At 74.4% G+C, this 17,122-nt stretch carries 16 protein-coding genes; 8 read left to right on the top strand and 8 right to left on the bottom strand.

Going from position 1 to position 17,122, the window contains the following annotated elements:
• The first annotated feature begins 8 nt into the window (after window positions 1-8).
• Window positions 9-1,412 (top strand): GH1 family beta-glucosidase, encoded by a 1,404-nt coding sequence (locus tag ACIBCJ_RS27725; protein WP_365979792.1) that lies wholly within the window; start codon window positions 9-11, stop codon window positions 1,410-1,412.
• A gap of 98 nt (window positions 1,413-1,510) precedes the next feature.
• Here the strand turns inward: ACIBCJ_RS27725 and ACIBCJ_RS27720 are convergent, their stop codons facing one another.
• Window positions 1,511-2,752, bottom strand: coding sequence for an ROK family protein (locus ACIBCJ_RS27720; RefSeq protein WP_365979791.1), 1,242 nt, complete (start codon window positions 2,750-2,752; stop codon window positions 1,511-1,513).
• 275 nt (window positions 2,753-3,027) lie between these two features.
• Between ACIBCJ_RS27720 and ACIBCJ_RS27715 the strand changes: the two genes are divergently transcribed.
• From ACIBCJ_RS27715 to ACIBCJ_RS27705, 3 genes are all read left to right on the top strand, one after another.
• Window positions 3,028-4,209 carry an MFS transporter gene (locus ACIBCJ_RS27715; protein ID WP_365979790.1) on the top strand — a complete coding sequence of 394 codons (1,182 nt, stop codon included), beginning with the start codon at window positions 3,028-3,030 and terminating at the stop codon, window positions 4,207-4,209.
• A 68-nt stretch (window positions 4,210-4,277) separates the two neighbouring features.
• Window positions 4,278-5,018: a maleylpyruvate isomerase family mycothiol-dependent enzyme gene (locus ACIBCJ_RS27710; RefSeq protein WP_365979789.1), complete on the top strand. Its 741-nt coding sequence runs from the start codon at window positions 4,278-4,280 to the stop codon at window positions 5,016-5,018.
• Window positions 5,019-5,097: 79 nt separating this feature from the next.
• The gene (locus tag ACIBCJ_RS27705) at window positions 5,098-5,382 is read left to right on the top strand and encodes a DUF6332 family protein (protein WP_365979788.1); all 285 of its coding nucleotides are present in this window, start codon (window positions 5,098-5,100) and stop codon (window positions 5,380-5,382) included.
• Here ACIBCJ_RS27705 and ACIBCJ_RS27700 read toward each other — a convergent pair.
• The 3 genes from ACIBCJ_RS27700 to ACIBCJ_RS27690 all read right to left on the bottom strand — a co-directional run bounded on the left by ACIBCJ_RS27700 (window position 5,343) and on the right by ACIBCJ_RS27690 (window position 8,757).
• On the bottom strand, window positions 5,343-6,008 hold the full coding sequence (locus tag ACIBCJ_RS27700) for a response regulator transcription factor (protein ID WP_362096171.1): 666 nt from the start codon (window positions 6,006-6,008) through the stop codon (window positions 5,343-5,345). The genes ACIBCJ_RS27705 and ACIBCJ_RS27700 overlap by 40 nt on opposite strands.
• A complete protein-coding gene (locus ACIBCJ_RS27695) occupies window positions 6,005-7,270 on the bottom strand; it encodes a sensor histidine kinase (protein WP_365979787.1) in 1,266 nt (421 codons plus the stop codon). The genes ACIBCJ_RS27700 and ACIBCJ_RS27695 overlap by 4 nt, the downstream gene beginning before the upstream one ends.
• 146 nt (window positions 7,271-7,416) lie before the next feature.
• Window positions 7,417-8,757 (bottom strand): geranylgeranyl reductase family protein, encoded by a 1,341-nt coding sequence (locus tag ACIBCJ_RS27690; RefSeq protein ID WP_362512835.1) that lies wholly within the window; start codon window positions 8,755-8,757, stop codon window positions 7,417-7,419.
• A 145-nt stretch (window positions 8,758-8,902) separates the two neighbouring features.
• On the opposite strand from ACIBCJ_RS27690, the gene ACIBCJ_RS27685 reads away from it, so the two are divergent.
• Window positions 8,903-10,258, top strand: coding sequence for a dipeptidase (locus tag ACIBCJ_RS27685; RefSeq protein ID WP_365979786.1), 1,356 nt, complete (start codon window positions 8,903-8,905; stop codon window positions 10,256-10,258).
• Between the two features lie 76 nt (window positions 10,259-10,334).
• Window positions 10,335-11,039, top strand: coding sequence for an MBL fold metallo-hydrolase (locus tag ACIBCJ_RS27680; protein ID WP_362096182.1), 705 nt, complete (start codon window positions 10,335-10,337; stop codon window positions 11,037-11,039).
• Window positions 11,040-11,068: 29 nt separating this feature from the next.
• Here the strand turns inward: ACIBCJ_RS27680 and ACIBCJ_RS27675 are convergent, their stop codons facing one another.
• The 3 genes from ACIBCJ_RS27675 to ACIBCJ_RS27665 all read right to left on the bottom strand — a co-directional run bounded on the left by ACIBCJ_RS27675 (window position 11,069) and on the right by ACIBCJ_RS27665 (window position 13,520).
• Window positions 11,069-12,112, bottom strand: a complete 1,044-nt coding sequence (locus ACIBCJ_RS27675; protein ID WP_365979785.1) for an NUDIX domain-containing protein — start codon at window positions 12,110-12,112, stop codon at window positions 11,069-11,071.
• 168 nt (window positions 12,113-12,280) lie between these two features.
• On the bottom strand, window positions 12,281-12,475 hold the full coding sequence (locus tag ACIBCJ_RS27670) for a hypothetical protein (RefSeq protein WP_362096187.1): 195 nt from the start codon (window positions 12,473-12,475) through the stop codon (window positions 12,281-12,283).
• A 91-nt stretch (window positions 12,476-12,566) separates the two neighbouring features.
• Entirely contained in the window at window positions 12,567-13,520 is a 954-nt protein-coding gene (locus ACIBCJ_RS27665) for an ROK family protein (RefSeq protein WP_365979784.1), read from the bottom strand.
• A gap of 227 nt (window positions 13,521-13,747) precedes the next feature.
• Between ACIBCJ_RS27665 and ACIBCJ_RS27660 the strand changes: the two genes are divergently transcribed.
• Window positions 13,748-14,824, top strand: a complete 1,077-nt coding sequence (locus ACIBCJ_RS27660) for a LacI family DNA-binding transcriptional regulator (RefSeq protein ID WP_362096193.1) — start codon at window positions 13,748-13,750, stop codon at window positions 14,822-14,824.
• A gap of 44 nt (window positions 14,825-14,868) precedes the next feature.
• On the top strand, window positions 14,869-15,735 hold the full coding sequence (locus ACIBCJ_RS27655) for a hypothetical protein (RefSeq protein ID WP_365979783.1): 867 nt from the start codon (window positions 14,869-14,871) through the stop codon (window positions 15,733-15,735).
• Here ACIBCJ_RS27655 and ACIBCJ_RS27650 read toward each other — a convergent pair.
• Window positions 15,716-17,014: a DUF6986 family protein gene (locus ACIBCJ_RS27650; protein ID WP_362502894.1), complete on the bottom strand. Its 1,299-nt coding sequence runs from the start codon at window positions 17,012-17,014 to the stop codon at window positions 15,716-15,718. The genes ACIBCJ_RS27655 and ACIBCJ_RS27650 overlap by 20 nt on opposite strands.
• Window positions 17,015-17,122 lie beyond the last annotated feature (108 nt).

Raw genomic sequence — 17,122 nt, 5'->3', positions numbered from 1 at the left:
ACCACAGCATGAGCGACTACCCCGGTTTCCCGCCCGGTTTCGTCTTCGGCGCCGCGACCGCCTCGTACCAGATCGAGGGCGCGGCGACGGAGGACGGCCGCGGTCCGTCGATCTGGGACACCTACAGCCGCACCCCGGGGCTGGTGGTGAACGGCGACACCGGTGACGTGGCCTGCGACCACTACCACCGCTACCCCGAGGACGTGGCCCTGCTGCGCGGCCTCGGGGTGGACTCCTACCGCTTCTCGATCGCCTGGCCGCGGATCGTGCCGGACGGCTCGGGCGCGGTGAACCCCAAGGGGCTCGACTTCTACTCCCGGCTGGTGGACGAGCTGCTCGCGGCGGGCATCGAGCCGGCCGCCACCCTCTACCACTGGGACCTGCCGCAGGCCCTGGAGACTCCGTCCGGCAGCGGCTCCGCCGCGGGCGGCGGCTGGCGGGTGCGGGAGACGGCGGAGCGGTTCGCCGAGTACACGGCGGTGGTCGCGGAGCACCTGGGCGACCGGGTACCGCGCTGGATCACCCTCAACGAGCCGTGGTGCAGCTCCTTCCTCGGCTACTCCATCGGCCGGCACGCGCCCGGTGCAAAGGAGGGCCGGGGTGCGCTGGCCGCCGCCCACCACCTGCTGGTCGCCCACGGACTGGCCGTGCGGGCGCTGCGCGCGGCCGGGGTGCGCGAGGTCGGCATCACGCTCAACCTGGACCGCAACCTGCCCGCCACCGACTCCCCCGCCGACCGGGCCGCGGTGGTCCGCGCGGACACCCAGCACAACCTGGTGTGGACCGAGCCGATCCTCGCGGGCCGCTACCCGGCCACCGAGGAGGAGACCTGGGGCGAGCTGATCACCGGCCAGGACTTCCGCCGGGACGGCGACCTGGAGCTGATCTCCCAGCCGCTGGACTTCCTCGGGATCAACTACTACCGGCCGATCGTGGTCGCCGACGCCCCGCACCGCGAGAGCGACCCGGCGCGGCGGGTGGCCACGGACAACCGGTACGAGGAGGTACGGCTGCCCGGCGTGCGGCACACCGCGATGGACTGGCCGGTCGTGCCGGACAGCTTCACCGACCTGCTGGTGGAGCTGAAGGAGCGGTACGGCGACGCCCTGCCGCCGGTCCACATCACCGAGAACGGCTCGGCGGAGGACGACACGGCGGCCGCCGACGGCACGGTGCACGACACCGACCGGGTCGCCTATCTGCGCGACCACCTGACCGCCCTGCGGGCGGCGATGGACGCGGGCGTGGACGTGCGCGGGTACTACGTGTGGTCCCTGCTGGACAACTTCGAGTGGGCGTACGGCTACGACAAGCGCTTCGGCATCGTGCGGGTCGACTACGGCACACAGCGGCGCACGCCGAAGGACAGCTACCACTGGTACCGGGAGATGATCGCCACGAACCGCGGGTGACGCCGGGGGCGGGGGCGCTGGACGGCCACGGCCCGGCCGCGCACGGCGTCACGGGAACGGCGCCGTCACGGCCGAACAGCGGGCGGGCCGCTCCCGCGTCAGTCCGAGGCCCGTTCCGCGTACGCCGCCGGGTCGGCCAGGACCTCGCGGACGATCACGCCGGCCGCGCCCCGCGCCGCGTCGCCGAGCGAGGACGCGGCGCGCAGCCGCTTGCCGTCCTCGCTCCACAGCCCGGAGACCACGCGCCGGGCGAGTTCCCGGTCGACGGCGGGGGCGAGCCAGTCCATCAGCTCGCGGTAGACACCGCCGAGCATGACGGCACCGGGGTCGAAGAGGTTCACCGCGCCCGAGACGACGACGCCCAGCCGCCGTCCGGCCCGTTCGATCGCCGACAGCGCGGCCGGGTCGCCCCGCCCGGCGCGGCGTTCCAGTTCGGCGACGCCCTGCACGCCCGCGTCCGCGTCGATTCCGGCGGCGGCGAGCAGCGCGGCCTGGCCGACGTACTGCTCCAGGCAGCCGTGGGCACCGCAGCGGCACCGCGGACCGTCGGGGTCGACGACCATGTGGCCGATCTCCCCGGCGAAGCCGTGCGCGCCGCGCAGCAGCTCGCCGTCCAGCACGAGGGCACCGCCGACGCCGATCTCGCCGGTCAGGTACAGGAAGCTGCGCACGCCCTCGGTGCCCGCGCCGAACCACAGCTCGGCGAGGGCGGCGGCGTTGGCCTCGTTGTCGGAGCTGACCGGCAGCGGGCGGTGAGCGGGGCGCAGGGCGAGGAGCGCCTGGGCGAACAGGCCCTCGACCGCGACCCGTTGCCACCCCAGGTTGGGGGCCTGGCGCACGCTGCCGCCGGTGACCAGGCCCGGCAGGGCGACGTGGGCACCGGCCGGGACGAGTCCCTGCTCGGCCGCCGAGCCGATGGCGCGCGCCGCCAGCCGGGCCGCGCGCGTGACGACCTCGCCGGGCTGGACCCCGCGGTTGTCGGAGTGCTCCACCAGCCGCACCCGGTCGGTGCCGGCGAGGTCGACGACGCACACGGCGATGTAGTCGATGTTGATCTCGACGCCGAGGCCCGCGGGGCCCGACCTGGACACCTTCAGGACGGTGCCGGGCCGCCCCGCCTGGCCGCTGCTGGTCTTGCCCCCTTCGGAGACGAAACCGTATGCGAGGAGCTGTTCCACCAGGGACGACACCGCGGCGCGGGTGAGGCCGACGTGCGTGGCGACGCCGGCCCTGGTCGCCTCCCCCGCGTCGTGCACGGCCCTCAGGACCAGGCTGAGGTTGTGCCGTCTGACCGTGGCCTTGTCGGCCTTCGGTTCCAAGGGGGTGAGGTTGTTCATCATCGTGCTGTCGAGCGTATGCGAGCACTCGGGGCGCCGGTTCCCGGGTGCTCCGCCCGCCGCGGCCGGAGTGTCCGTCCGGGAGTGCGGCCGGGAGTGCGGCCGGCCGGGGCGCGGGCATGCTCCCTCCTTCGCCCTTGCCTCCTCCCGCTGCCGACCGTTCACCCTCCCCTGTTCGCCCCCCGTCCGCGCACCCTCTCCGCACTCTTGCCGCCGCCCCGCCCGACCCCTAGCCTGACTTTGTGCCGCAGATAAACAAAACCCGATCGCACAGTGTCGTGCCGGGTCCCCGCCCCGATCTCACCCGTCTCCGCATCGCCCTGACCGCCTTCTTCGCCCTCGACGGCTTCGTCTTCGCCGGCTGGGTGGTGCGCATCCCCGCCATCAAGGAGCAGACCGGCGCCTCCGCCAGCGCCCTGGGCCTCGCCCTGCTCGGCGTCTCGGCGGGTGCCGTCGTCACCATGACGCTCACCGGGCGGCTGGTCCGGCGCTACGGCAGTCACCCCGTCACCGTCGTCTGCGCGGTCCTGCTCTGCCTCAGCATCGCCCTGCCCCCGCTGACCCGTTCGGCCCTGGCCCTGGGTGCCGTGCTCCTGGTCTTCGGCAGTGCCTACGGGGGGATCAACGTCGCCTTCAACAGCGCCGCCGTCGACCTGGTGGCCGTCCTGGAGCGCCCGATCATGCCCAGCTTCCACGCGGCGTTCAGCCTCGGCGGCATGGTCGGCGCGGGGCTCGGCGGGCTGGTCGCCGGGGCGCTGTCGCCGACGCGGCATCTGCTCGCCCTCACCGTGACCGGTCTGCTGGTCACCCTGTTCGCCGGCCGGGCCCTGCTGCGCTGCGAGCCCGCGGCGCCACCGGACCGCACCGACCGCACGCCCGGGAAGGACGGTGCCCCGCACCGCCGGGACCGCCGCACCCGCCGCCTGGTGATCACCTTCGGCCTGATCGCCCTGTGCACGGCCTACGGCGAGGGTGCCATGGCCGACTGGGGCGCCCTGCACCTGGAGCAGGACCTCGACGCCTCGCCGGGCCTGGCCGCCGCGGGGTACTCGTGCTTCGCCCTGGCCATGACCGTCGGCCGGCTGACCGGGACGACCCTGCTCGAACGCCTGGGCCGGACGGCCACCGTGGTGGCCGGCGGTACCACCGCCGTGGCCGGCATGCTGCTCGGCTCGCTCGCCCCGTCCCTGTGGGCGGCGCTGTTCGGCTTCGCGATCACCGGTCTCGGACTCGCCAACATCTTCCCGGTCGCGGTCGAGCGGGCCGGTGCGCTGGGCGGTCCGAGTGGGGTCGCGACCGCGTCCACGCTGGGCTACGGCGGGATGCTGCTCGGGCCGCCCGCGATCGGCTTCATGGCCGACTGGTTCTCCCTGTCGGCCGCCCTCGTCAGCGTGGCGGCGCTCGCGGCGGTGGCGGTGCTGGTAGCGGTCGCGACGCGGCGGGCGGCGGTGCCCGACTGAGCCGCTCGGCCGTTCCCGGTGCGCGCGGACCTGCCGCCGCGCCCGGGCCCTGCGGCACACTCCCTGTCATGAAGACTGCCGCTCTCATCGAAGTCCTGGACCGCGAAGGCGTGTTGCTGGCGGCCGCCGCCGAGTCGGCCGGCACCGACGCCGCGGTACCGACCTGCCCCGGCTGGCGGGTGCGGGACCTGTTGCGGCACACGGGAATGGTGCATCGCTGGGCGACCGCGTTCGTCGCCGAGGGGCACACCGGTCCCCGGCCCGCCGAGGATCTCACCGACCTCGACGGAGCCCCGCTCCTGTCCTGGTTCCGGGAGGGACACGGGCGGCTCGTCGACACCCTCGCCGGCGCCGCGCCCGGCGTGCGGTGCTGGTCCTTCCTGCCGGCGCCCTCGCCCCTGGCCTTCTGGGCCCGGCGGCAGGCGCACGAGACGACCGTGCACCGGCTCGACGCCGAGTCGGCCCGGGGCGGTGAACCGACCGGCATCGGCGTGGAGTTCGCGGTGGACGGCGTCGACGAACTGCTGTGCGCCTTCCACGCCCGGCCGAAGAGCGCCGTACGCACCGAGGAACCCCGCACGCTGCGGGTACGGGCGACGGACGCACCGGACGCCGTGTGGACCGTCCGGCTGTCCGCGCAGCCGCCGGTGACCGTGCGGGAGGACGCGGAGGACGCCGACTGCGAGCTGTCCGGACCCGCCGCCCAGCTCTACCCGGCGCTGTGGAACCGCCGGCCGTTCCCGGCGGTGACCGGCGACGGTTCGCTCGCCGCGTTGTGGCGGGAACGGTCGCGCGTCACGTGGAGCTGAGGCGTTCAGAAGCTGGGGCGTCGGTCGCTCGGCACCGTACCCCCTGCCGGGCCGCAGTCGCTCTGGGAGACTTGCGGGCATGGACGCATACGGGGGACGGCGTACGCAGGGCGAGCGGGACGCCATCACGGTCGAGATCGGTTACGCGCTGTGCAGTGCGGCGTTCGCGGCGGCCGTGCTGTTCGGGGCCGTGGCCGGACCGGCGTATCTCTTCGGTCTGCCGGGCCGGATGCGCGGCGCCCTCGTCGGGGCGGGCGTGGTGCTGGCCGTGGCCGTGTTCCTCGTCCGGGTGGTGAGCGTACTGGTCCGGTTCGCTCGCGGCGGTCAGCCCAGCCAGCCCGGCCGCACCAGTCCCGACTCGTAGGCGAGGACCACCAGTTGGGCCCGGTCGCGGGCGCCCAGCTTCACCATGGTGCGGCTGACGTGGGTCTTGGCGGTCAGCGGGCTGACGACCAGTCGGCGGGCGATCTCCTCGTTGGACAGTCCGATGCCCACCAGGGCCATCACCTCGCGCTCCCGCTCGGTCAGCCGGGCCATCTCACCGGCCGCCGCGGGCTCCTTGGAGCGGGCCGCGAACTCGGCGATCAGCCGGCGCGTCACCCCCGGTGACAGCAGCGCGTCGCCGTCCACCACCGCCCGTACGGCGCGCAGCAGTTCCTCGGGCTCGGTGTCCTTGACCAGGAAGCCGGAGGCCCCGGAGCGGATCGCCTCGAAGACGTACTCGTCGAGTTCGAAGGTGGTGAGCATGACCACCTTCACGTCGTGCAGCCCCGCGTCCTCGGTGACCCGGCGGGTCGCGGCGAGGCCGTCCAGCAGGGGCATGCGGATGTCCATGAGGACGACGTCGGGCCGCAGTTCGCGGATCGCCCGCACGGCCTCCTCGCCGTCGGCCGCCTCCGCGACCACCTCGATGTCCGGCTGCGCGTCCAGCAGCGCCCGGAAACCGGCTCGTACCAACGACTGGTCGTCGGCGAGCAGTACGCGGATCACCGGTCGTCCCCTTTCGCCTGCGTCGTGTCCTTCGCCTGTGCCGTGTGCCCCACGTCGACCGGCAGGGCCGCCAGGACGCGGAAGCCGCCGTCGGGACGCGGGCCCGCCTCGATGGTGCCACCGAGAGCCGCCGCCCGCTCCCGCATCCCGGCCAGCCCGTTGCCGCTGCCGCCCGCGTCGGCGCCCGTCGCGGGGCCGTCGTCGTCGACGCGCAGCCGCAGCGTGCTGCCGTCCCGGGCGAGCCGGACGCGCGCGTGCCGGGAACCCGAGTGGCGTACGACGTTGGTGAGCGCCTCCTGCGCGATGCGGAACGCGGCCAGGTCGGTTCCGGGCGACAGGCGCGGCGGCTTGCCCTCCACCTCGACGGTGAGTCCCGCGCTCGCCGCCTGTTCGACCAGTTCGGGGAGCCGGTCGAGGCCGGGGGCCGGAGCGCGCGGCGCGTCGCCCGGGGTGCGCAGGGTGTCGAGCACCTGCCGTACCTCGCCGAGCGCCTCCTTGCTCTGGTCCTTGATGGTGGTGAGCGCCGTGCGGGCCTGCTCCGGGTCCGTGTCCAGGAGGGCCAGCCCGACGCCGGCCTGCACGTTGATGACGGAGATGCTGTGCGCGAGGACGTCGTGCAGCTCGCGGGCGATCCGCAGCCGCTCCTCGTCCGCGCGCCGCCGGGCCGCCCGGGCCCGCTCCGCCCGCTCCCTCGCCCACTGCTCGCGGCGGGCCCGGGCCAGCTCCGACAGGGCCGCGACGGCCACGACCCAGGCGGCGATCCCGAGTTCCTGTCCCCAGGACGCGGCGGAGTCCCCGGCCGGTGGCAGCCAGCGGTAGAGCCAGTGCGCCATCAGGGCGTGCCCCGCCCACAGGATCCCCATCGCCGCCCATGCGGCCTCGCGGTGCCCGGCGACCACGGCGCTGAAGCAGGCCACCGCCACGGCCAGGAAGACCGGGCCGTACGGGTAGCCGGCGCCCAGGTAGACCAGGGTGGCGACCGCCGTACCGAACACGACCGGCACCGGGTACCGCAACCGCCACAGCAGGGCGGCCCCCGTCACGAACAGCAGCGCCCGGGCGAGAGGGTCGAGACCGGCCCGCTCCCCTTCCTGCACGTGGGCGGCGAAGTTCGAGCCGACCAGCACGAACGCCGTGACGAGCGCGGTGGAGGCCCACGGCCACCGGGGGCGGCGCTCCTCGTCGACCCGCCGGTTCCACCACGGGGGCCCGTGCCACCGCCACTGCGGTGCCCGGTCCCCGCGCTCGCGCTGTCCGTCCATGTCCGCCACGCTAGACGCCGGGCAGCGCGGCCGGCGTCACCCGCGCGCGGTGCCCGCACGTACTCCCGGGGAAGTACGCCCCCGCCCGGCCCCGGGCCGGTCCCGGCCGCGACGGACGGTCAGGGGTGCGACGACCCGAGCGCGGGTCAGGCGCCGGACTCCTCCCCGGAGGACGACCCCGACGACCCGGTCGACCCCGACGACCCGGTCGACGCGGACGGTCCGGTCGGTTCGGACCCCCCGGAGGGCTCGGGCGAGGAGGACGAGGCGGACGGCTCGGGCCGCCGGTCCATCGCCGCCAGCGCCCGCTGGGCCAGCGGATGACCGCGCACCAGCTCGCCCAGCGAGGTCGAGCCCTGCGTGATGTCCCGGAACGCCTTCCAGGCCGGACGGAACCCGGTCAGGGCCGCGTGGAACAGCCCGGGCCGGCGCTCGAACACCGCCAGCATCCGCTTGCCGACGCTCATCTCCACGCCCAGCCCGGCCTTGATCGCGAACGCGTAGTTCAGGGCCTGCCTGCGCGCGTCCACCGCGTCGTGCGCCTCGGAGACGCGCACCGCCCACTCCCCCGCGAGCCGTCCCGAGCGCAGCGCGAAGGAGATGCCCTCTCGGGTCCACGGCTCCAGCAGCCCGGCGGCGTCGCCGCACACCAGGACCCGGCCTCGCGACAGCGGCGAGTCGTCCGCGCGGCAGCGCGTCAGATGGCCGGAGGAGATGCTCGGTTCGAAACCGGAGAGCCCGAGCCGGGCGACGAAGTCCTCCAGGTACCGCTTGGTCGCCGCGCCCTCGCCGCGCGCCGAGATCACCCCGACCGTCAGCGTGTCGCCCTTGGGGAAGACCCAGCCGTAACTGCCGGGGATCGGACCCCAGTCGATGAGCACCCGGCCCTTCCAGTCCTCGGCGACCGTCTCGGGCACCGGGATCTCCGCCTCCAGGCCCAGGTCGACCTGGTCGAGCTTCACCCCGACGTGCGCGCCTATCCGGCTGGCGCTGCCGTCCGCGCCGACCACGGCCCGGGCCAGGACCGTCTCGCCGCCCTGCAGGACGACCGCGACCGTGCGCCGGTCCGGCACCGCCGACCCGTGTTGCTCCACCCGGGTCACCGTCGCCCCGGTCCGCAGCTCGGCACCGGCCTTCTGGGCGTGCTCGACGAGCTGCAGGTCGAACTCGGGCCGGTTGATCAGCCCGAACAGCATCTGCCGGGAGCGGCGGGTCCGGGTGAAGCGCCCGTTGTTCGAGAAGGTCACCGCGTGCACCCGGTCCTGGAGGGGCAGCTCGAAGCCGGGTGGAAGGGTGTCGCGCGAGGGGCCGATGATGCCGCCGCCGCACGTTTTGTAGCGGGGCAGCTCGGCCTTCTCCAGCAACAGCACGCGCCGCCCCGCGACCGCCGCCGCGTAGGCGGCCGAGGCCCCTGCCGGTCCCGCGCCCACCACGACCACGTCCCAGACCTGACGCGCGTCGTCCGCCGAAGAGTTCTCGCTGCTCACGATGGTCTACTGCTCCGATCAAACCGCATGCCGCACCTGACCCCCGCATCCTACGGCGGGCATCGCCGCAGGCCACTGTGGGAGGATCGGCCCGATCATTCCAAGTACTCCTTGGTACAACGTCGCACCCACAAGGAGCGTGCCCATGTCGCCGAATCCGGTCGCCGAGACCGTCGCTTCGCTGATGCCCCGCGCGAAGGAGGAACTCGCCGCGCTGGTGGCCTTCAGGTCGGTGGCCGACTTCGACCAGTTCCCGCGCAGCGAGAGCGAGGGTGCCGCCGACTGGATAGCGACGGCCCTGCGCGCCGAGGGCTTCCAGGACGTCGCCCTGCTGGACACGCCGGACGGCACGCAGTCGGTGTACGGATACCTGCCCGGCCCCGAGGGCGCGAAGACGGTGCTGCTCTACGCCCACTACGACGTGCAGCCGCCGCTGGACGAGGCCGGCTGGGCCACTCCGCCGTTCGAGCTGACCGAGCGCGACGGCCGCTGGTACGGACGGGGCACCGCGGACTGCAAGGGCGGCGTGCTGATGCACCTGCTCGCGCTGCGCGCCCTGAAGGCCGACGGCGGCGTGCCGGTGCACGTCAAGGTGATCGCCGAGGGTTCCGAGGAGCAGGGCACGGGCGGCCTGGAGCGGTACGCGGAGGCGCACCCCGAGCTGCTGGCCGCGGACACCGTCGTCATCGGCGACGCGGGCAACTTCCGCGTCGGCCTGCCGACGGTCACCTCCACGCTGCGCGGCATGACGATGCTGCGCGTGCAGGTCGACACGCTCGAAGGCAACCTGCACTCCGGCCAGTTCGGCGGTGCGGCACCCGACGCGCTGGGCGCCCTGATCCGCGTACTGGACTCGCTGCGCGCCGAGGACGGCTCGACGACCGTCGACGGGCTCGCGGCGGACAGCACCTGGGAGGGGCTGGTCTACGACGAGGAGCAGTTCCGCCGGGACGCACGGGTGCTGGACGGTGTGGAGCTGATCGGCAGCGGCTCCGTCGCCGACCGGATCTGGGCGCGCCCGGCCGTCACGGTGCTCGGCATCGACTGCCCGCCGGTCGTCGGCGCCACCCCGTCGGTGCAGGCGGGCGCGCGGGCGCTGGTGAGCCTGCGGGTGCCGCCGGGCGTGGACGCGGCCGAGGCCACCAAGCTGCTTCGGGCCCACCTGGAGGCGCGGACGCCGTGGGGCGCCCGGGTCGCCGTCGAGCAGATCGGCCAGGGCCAGGCGTTCCGCGCCGACACCACGAGCCCCGCGTACCAGGCCATGGCGGACGCGATGGCGGTGGCGTACCCCGGCGAGGAGATGCAGTACGCCGGTCAGGGCGGTTCCATTCCGCTGTGCAACACCCTGGCGGCCCTCTACCCGGACGCGGAGATCCTGCTGATCGGCCTGAGTGAGCCCGAGGCCCAGATCCACGCCGTGAACGAGAGCGTGTCCCCCGAGGAGCTGCAGCGGCTGTCGGTGGCGGAGGCGCACTTCCTGCTCAACTACGCCGCGAGCTGAGCCGGGCCGCGTTTCGCGCTCTGCCGTCGGCAGAGGTGTCTCGCCCCCGGGCGGGGCCCCTGTCTACGGTCGCCGTATGGATGTCGTCGAGCTCCTCCCGCGGCTGAGTCTGCTGCGCTTCCCGGTCGGTCAGGCCTACCTCTGGCGTGACGGGGACGAGGTGACGCTGATCGACGCGGGGCCGGCCGGGTACGGAGCGCGCGTCGTCGAGGCCGCGCGGGCCGCCGGCCGGCTGCGGCGTGTGGTGCTCACCCACTTCCACGAGGACCACGCCGGCGGGGCCCAGGAGGTCGCCGCGCTGACCGGGGCCGAGGTGGTGGCGCACACCGTCGAGGCGCCCGTCGTGCGGGGCGAGCTGCCCGGTCCGCCGCCCGTCTTCGAGGACTGGGAGCGTCCGTTGCACGCGGACGCCGTGCGCCGGCTCCCACCGGGTGACTTCGCCCGGCCGGCCCGGGTGACGGAGGTGGTGGACGGTGACGTCCTGGACTTCGGCGGCGGGGCCCGGATCGTGCACGCGCCGGGTCACACGGACGGGAGCATCGCGGTGCACCTCCCGTCCCACGGCGTGCTGTGCACGGGGGACGCGGTCGCCGTGTCGCCGGTCGACGGCGGTGTGATGCTCGGTGTGTTCAACGTCGACCGGGACCTGGCCGTGGCCTCCTTCGGACGGCTGGCGGACCTGGACACGGAGGTCGCCTGCTTCGGTCACGGGGATCCGGTGACCGTACGGGCCGGGGACGCGCTGCGGGCCTCGGCGCGGACGTACCGGACCGTCGGCTGACGTCAGCCGACCGGCGTGCCCGCGGGACTTCAGCCGACCGGCGTGCCCGCCTCCAGGTAGTGGGCGGCGCCGCGTTCCCTGGCCCGCAGCGCCCAGCGCAGCCGCTCGTAGCGGACCGGGGGCAGCAGGGCGGCGGCCTCGTCCTCGGTGGCGAAGCACCAGTCGCGCAGCTCGGCGCCGGGCAGCAGGACCCGGTCCGCGTCCGCCGAGTCGAGCCGGCCGCCGTCGAAGAGCAGCCGCAGACCGCCGTGGGCGGGGGGCGCCGGTGGTTCCCAGTCGACGACCAGCAGCGCCGGTACGTCGTCGAGGCTGAGCCCGGTCTCCTCGGTGACCTCGCGCATGCCGGCCCGGGCCGGGGCCTCGCCGGGTTCGACGACGCCGCCGGGGAACTCCCAGCCGGGCTTGTAGGTGGGGTCGACGAGCAGGATCCGGTCCCGCTCGTCGAAGAGCAGGACGCCGGCGGCGACGGTCTCGCCGGTGGGTTCCGGTGTCTGCACGATCTCGCAGGCCGGCACGGCGCCACTGCCGACGGCCTCGGCCACCCGGGCGGCGGCCTGGTACGGGGTGAGGGCGCCGGTGTCGACGGGGTGGGCGTCGGCGGTGAGCCAGGAGGCGAGGGCCGTGCGGTAGGGCTCGATGTGGTCGTAGCACCACTGCCGTACCCGTATCTCGCCGTCCGGCAGGTCGTCGGGTGTCTCACGGCGGGCTATGCGCTCCCGCAGGATCGTTTCCGCCGGGGCCAGCAGGATGTGGTGGACCTCGATCCTGCGGGCGGCGAGGCCGCCGAAGATCTCGTCCCGGTACTCCTGGCGCAGCAGGGTCATCGGGACCACCAGCGTCCCGCCGAGGTCCGCGAGCAGCGCGGCCGCGGTGTCGGTCACCAGGCGGCGCCAGATCGGCAGGTCCTGGAAGTCGCCCACCTCCGCCAGGCGTTTGGGCGGCAGCAGGTGTGCGAGCGCCGCGCCGACGACTTCGGGATCGAAGAGCGTGCTGTTCGGGATCAGTTCGATCAGTTCCCGTGCGGTGGTGGTCTTTCCCGCACCGAACGCGCCGTTGATCCAGACGACGGTCACAGGTCCCCCTCTTCTGTTGGCCCCCTGTGGCTTGCCCGCTTCACCCTGCCACGAAAACCAGGCCCGGTCGGTGGACGGCGAAAAGGGCATATGACAGCGGCGCCGGCGCCCTTTCGGGGCACCGGCGCCGCGTGGCCCGGCGGGGGCCGGACGGCCCTGCCGTGGACGTCAGCCCAGCGATCCCAGGGCGTCGTCGTCGAGGGACAGGCTCTCGGTGGCGACGGTGTCCTGCAAGGAGCTGACGGTGTCGTCCACGTCGAGGTGGAGCGGGAGATCGCTCGGGGCGGCGTGCGACGGGCTGACGGCGGCGACGACGAAACCGGTGGCGAGGGTCGCGAGGGCGAGCATGCTGCGCTTCTTCATGCCCCGTTCAACTGCGCCGCGGCGCCGGAGTCACGGGCGCGGCCCCGGAAGTCCCGGAAGGCATCACTCCGTACCGGCGCCGCGCGGGGGCTCAGACGTGCGCGGCGGTCACGCCCGCCGTCGTCGAGAGGGCCGCCGCGGCCGCTCCGACCAGCCCGGCGTCCGTCCCCGTCTGGGCCGGGACCACCGCGAGGCGCTGGACGAAGGACAGGGTCGCGTACGCGGTGAGTGCCTTGCGCAGCGGGGTGAAGAGGACGTCCCCCGCCTTGCCCACTCCCCCGCCGACCACGGCGATGTCGATCTCGACCAGGGTCGCGGTGGCGGCGATGCCGGCGGCCAGCGCCTGCGCGGCCCGCTCGAAGGAGGCGACGGCGACGGGGTCGCCCGCGCGGGCGGCGGCGGCGACCGCGGCGGCGGAGGTGTCCCCGTCCGGGCCGGGAAGCCAGCCCGCGTCCAGGGCTCGGCGGGCGATGTTGGGGCCGCTCGCTATGCGCTCCACGCAGCCGCGCGCGCCGCAGGGGCAGGGGTCCCCGTCCAGATCGACGCTGATGTGTCCGATGTGACCGGCGTTGCCGGTCGGTCCGGGATGCAGCCGGCCGCCCAGCACCAGGCCGCCGCCGACTCCGGTCGACACCACCATGCACAGCGCGTTGTCGTGCCCGCGGGCCGCGCCCTGCCAGTGCTCGGCGGCCGTGATGGCCACTCCGTCGCCGATCAGCTCCACGGGCAGCCCACCGGTGGCCGACCGCACCCGCCGGACCAGCGGGTAGTCGCGCCAGCCCGGCACGTTCACCGGGCTGACCGTGCCCGCCGAGGCGTCCACCGGGCCCGCGCTGCCGATCCCGACGGCCGTGGCCCGGCCCCACAGGGGCGACGCGGCCAGGTCCGCGAGGACGGCCTCGACGGCCCCCATCACGGTGTCGCCGTCCTCCCGGGCCGGTGTCGCACGCTGCGCGCGCGCCTGGATGCGGCCGTGGCCGTCCACCAGCGCGCCGGCGATCTTGGTGCCGCCGATGTCCAGCGCTGCCACGAGGTCGGTGTGCATCAGAGTCGGATCTCCCCGTCGGACCGAAAGCGAAAAAGCCGTACAAAAAAGCCGTACACGAGAGCGCGCAGCGACCGGCCCCGTGGTGGGGACGAGAGGCCGGAGAGTGCGATGGACAGTGTCTCCCGCATCTGACAACGTTGTCCAGGCTCTATGCTCGACGCCACATCCTCATACAAGCCCATGACCGACACATCCCCCCGGACAGCAGGAGCCGACGCATCCCCGTGGACGACAGGACAGGACACCGCACCGTGCCCGACGCGACCCGCCGCGCAGACCGCCTCCCCGGGAACCGTTACGGCAACCGCCCGACCATGAAGGACGTCGCCGCCCGGGCGGGTGTCGGCCTCAAGACCGTGTCCCGGGTGGTCAACGGGGAGCCCGGCGTCACCCCGGAGACCGAGCGCCGGGTCCAGGAGGCCATCGACGCACTGGGCTTCCGCCGCAACGACAGCGCGCGGGTGCTGCGCAAGGGCCGCACCGCGAGCATCGGCCTGGTCCTGGAGGATCTGGCGGACCCGTTCTACGGGCCGCTGAGCCGTGCCGTGGAGGAGGTCGCCCGCGCCCACGGCGCGCTGCTGATCAACGGATCAAGCGCGGAGGACCCGGAGCGCGAGCAGGAGCTGGTGCTGGCGCTGTGCGCGCGGCGTGTGGACGGTCTCGTGGTGATTCCCGCCGGCGACGACCACCGGTACCTGGAGCCGGAGCTGAAGGCGGGCGTCGCCACGGTGTTCGTGGACCGTCCGGCGGGGCAGATCGACGCGGACGTGGTGGTGTCGGACAACTTCGGCGGCGCCCGGGACGGCGTGGCGCACCTGATCGCGCACGGGCACCGCAGGATCGGCTTCATCGGCGACATGCCCCGCATTCACACCGCCGCCGAGCGGCTGCGCGGCTACCGGGCCGCCATGGAGGACGCCGGGATACCGGTCAAGGACTCGTGGATGTCCCTGGGCGTCACCGATCCGGTGCGGGTGCGCCGGGCGGCCGAGGAGATGCTCGCCGACCCGCACCCGGTCACCGCGATCTTCACGGGCAACAACCGGGTGACGGTCACCGTGATCCGGGTCCTGGCCGAGCGCACCCGGGACGTGGCCCTGGTCGGCTTCGACGACATCGAACTGGCCGACCTGCTCCGGCCGGGCGTCACGGTGGTCGCGCAGGACGCGGCCGCCCTCGGCCGCACCGCCGCCGAGCGGCTCTTCCGGCAGCTGGACGGCACCCTGCTCGCGCCCGACCGCATCGAACTGCCGACCAGACTGGTCACCCGGGGCTCGGGCGAGCTGCCGCCCTCGCACTGACGGGGCCGGCCGCCCCACGCACCGCCGCCGGGAGGAACCACACCGTGTCGCGACCACCGCACCAGGACCGGGAGACCGCACGGCCGCCCGGCGGGGACCGGACCCTGGCGGCGCTCGGGCTGGCCGGGGTGCCGCGCGAGGAGCCGTTGCTGTACCCGGGTGCCTGGCCCCGTGAGTCCGGGCTGCTGGACGGGGACCGGTTGCTGCCGCTGGAGCGGCCGGTGCCCGAGGACGCGGACCGCCGGGTCCCGGTGCTGGCGATCGGCTCCAACGCGAGCCCGGGCCAGCTGCGGCACAAGATGGCCGAGTTCGGGATCGGCTCGCCGATCCCGATGGTGAGGTCGCGGGTCACCGGCCTGGACATCGGCGTCTCCGCGCACGTGAGCCGCATGGGCTACGTGTCCGCCTCGCCGGTGGCCGCCCCCGGCGTGGTACGGGAGCTGTTCGTCCTGTGGCTGGACGCCGAGCAGCTCGCGGTGATCGACGCGAGCGAGGGCGTGCCGATGGCGGGCGGCAACTTCGACCGCGTCTGGCTGCCCGCTCCCGAGGTGCGTGTCGAGCCGGGTGACGGCTCGGTGCTGCGCGGCGCCTACGCGTACGTCAACCGTCACGGCGTGCTGCACGACGGCACCGGTGCGCCGCGGCGGCATCCCGGCGAGCAACGGCCGCTGATCACCGAGCTGCTGCTCGCGTCGGCCCCGCTGCGGGAGCTGTTCGGCCGGACGCCGGAGGAGTTCTGCGCCAGGGCGCGGGCGGACCGGCGGCTGTGCGACCGGGGGACGCGCCTGTTCGCCGAGGAGCGGCGGGTGACGGCGTCCGGCCTGGAGCGTTACGCGGGCTCCGGGCCGGACGATCCCTTCGCCGGGACGGGGCCGCCGACGGGACCGGGGCCTACTGCGCCGACGCCGTGAGGTCGCCGCGCCGCGGGCCCGAGAAGCCCTCCAGGTCGGCGCGGGTCAGGCCGGTCAGCCGGGCGACCTCGCCGATGTCGAGGGCGCCGCAGTCCAGGCCGCGCAGCAGGTAGCCGCTGAGGGCCTTGGCGGTGGCGGGCTCGTCCATGACGTCGCCGCCGGCGCGGTTGGCGTAGCGGGCGAGACGGGCGGCGGCCTGCTCGAAGCCCTCGCGGTAGAAGGCGAAGACGGCCGCGTACCGGGTGGGGATGTGGCCGGGGTGCATGTCCCAGCCCTGGTAGTAGGCGCGGGCGAGGGCACGGCGGGTGAGGCCGTAGTGCAGCCGCCAGGCGTCGTGGACCTGCGCGGTGGGGCCGACGGGCAGGACGTTGGTGGAGCCGTCCGAGACGCGTACGCCGGTACCGGCCGCGGCGACCTGCATGACCGCCTTGGCGTGGTCCGCGGCCGGGTGGTCGCTGGCCTGGTGGGCGGCGGAGACGCCGAGGCAGGCGCTGTAGTCGAAGGTGCCGTAGTGCAGGCCGGTGGCGCGGCCCTCGGCGGCCTGGATCATGCGGGCGACGGTGGCGGTGCCGTCGGCGGCCAGGATGGACTGGCTGGTCTCGATCTGGATCTCGAAGCCGATCCGGCCGGGCGTGAGGCCGCGCGCCTTCTCGAACGCCTCCAGGAGCCGCACCATGGCGGTGACCTGCTCGGGGTAGGTCACCTTGGGCAGGGTGAGGACCAGACCGTCGGGCAGGCCGCCGGCCTCCATCAGCCCGCTGAGGAAGACGTCGAGGGTGCGGATGCCGCGGGCGCGCACCGGCGCCTCCATGCACTTCATGCGGATGCCCATGTAGGGGGCCGCGGTGCCCTGCTCGTACGCCTCGGCGACCAGCCGGGCCGCGCGGGCGGCCGCCTCGTCCTCCTCGGCGTCCGTACGGTTGCCGTAGCCGTCCTCGAAGTCGACGCGCAGGTCCTCGACGGGCTCGCGCTCCAGCTTGGCGCGCACGCGGGTGTACACGGGCTCGGCGAGGTCGTCGGCGAGGCCGAGCACCGCGGCGAACGAGGCGGCGTCCGGGGCGTGCTCGTCGAGGGCCGCGAGGGCCCGGTCGCCCCAGGAGCGGATCGTGTCGGCGGCGAAGACGTCGCCGGGTACGTAGACGGTGTGGACGGGCTGGCGGGTGCCCGGGTCTCCGGGGTAGCGGCGCTCCAGCTCCGCGTCGACCGGTGCGAGGGAGGCACTGATCTCCTCGCCGACGGCGCCCGCGAGGCTCGTTGCCACCTTCTCCTGCTGACCCATCCGACACCCTCCTGATGTTCATTTTTCCGCTGAACGGAATCACTTATCCGTAGAGCGAAGTTATCTGTCGGTCTCCCGCCGGTCAACACCCATCCTGCGCACGTGCCG

This window comes from Streptomyces sp. NPDC051136 (genome assembly GCF_044455745.1).
Classification (GTDB): Bacteria; Actinomycetota; Actinomycetes; order Streptomycetales; family Streptomycetaceae; genus Streptomyces.
The sequence above is the reverse complement of the archived record's forward strand: the minus strand, read 5'-3'. Positions and strand labels throughout refer to the sequence as shown.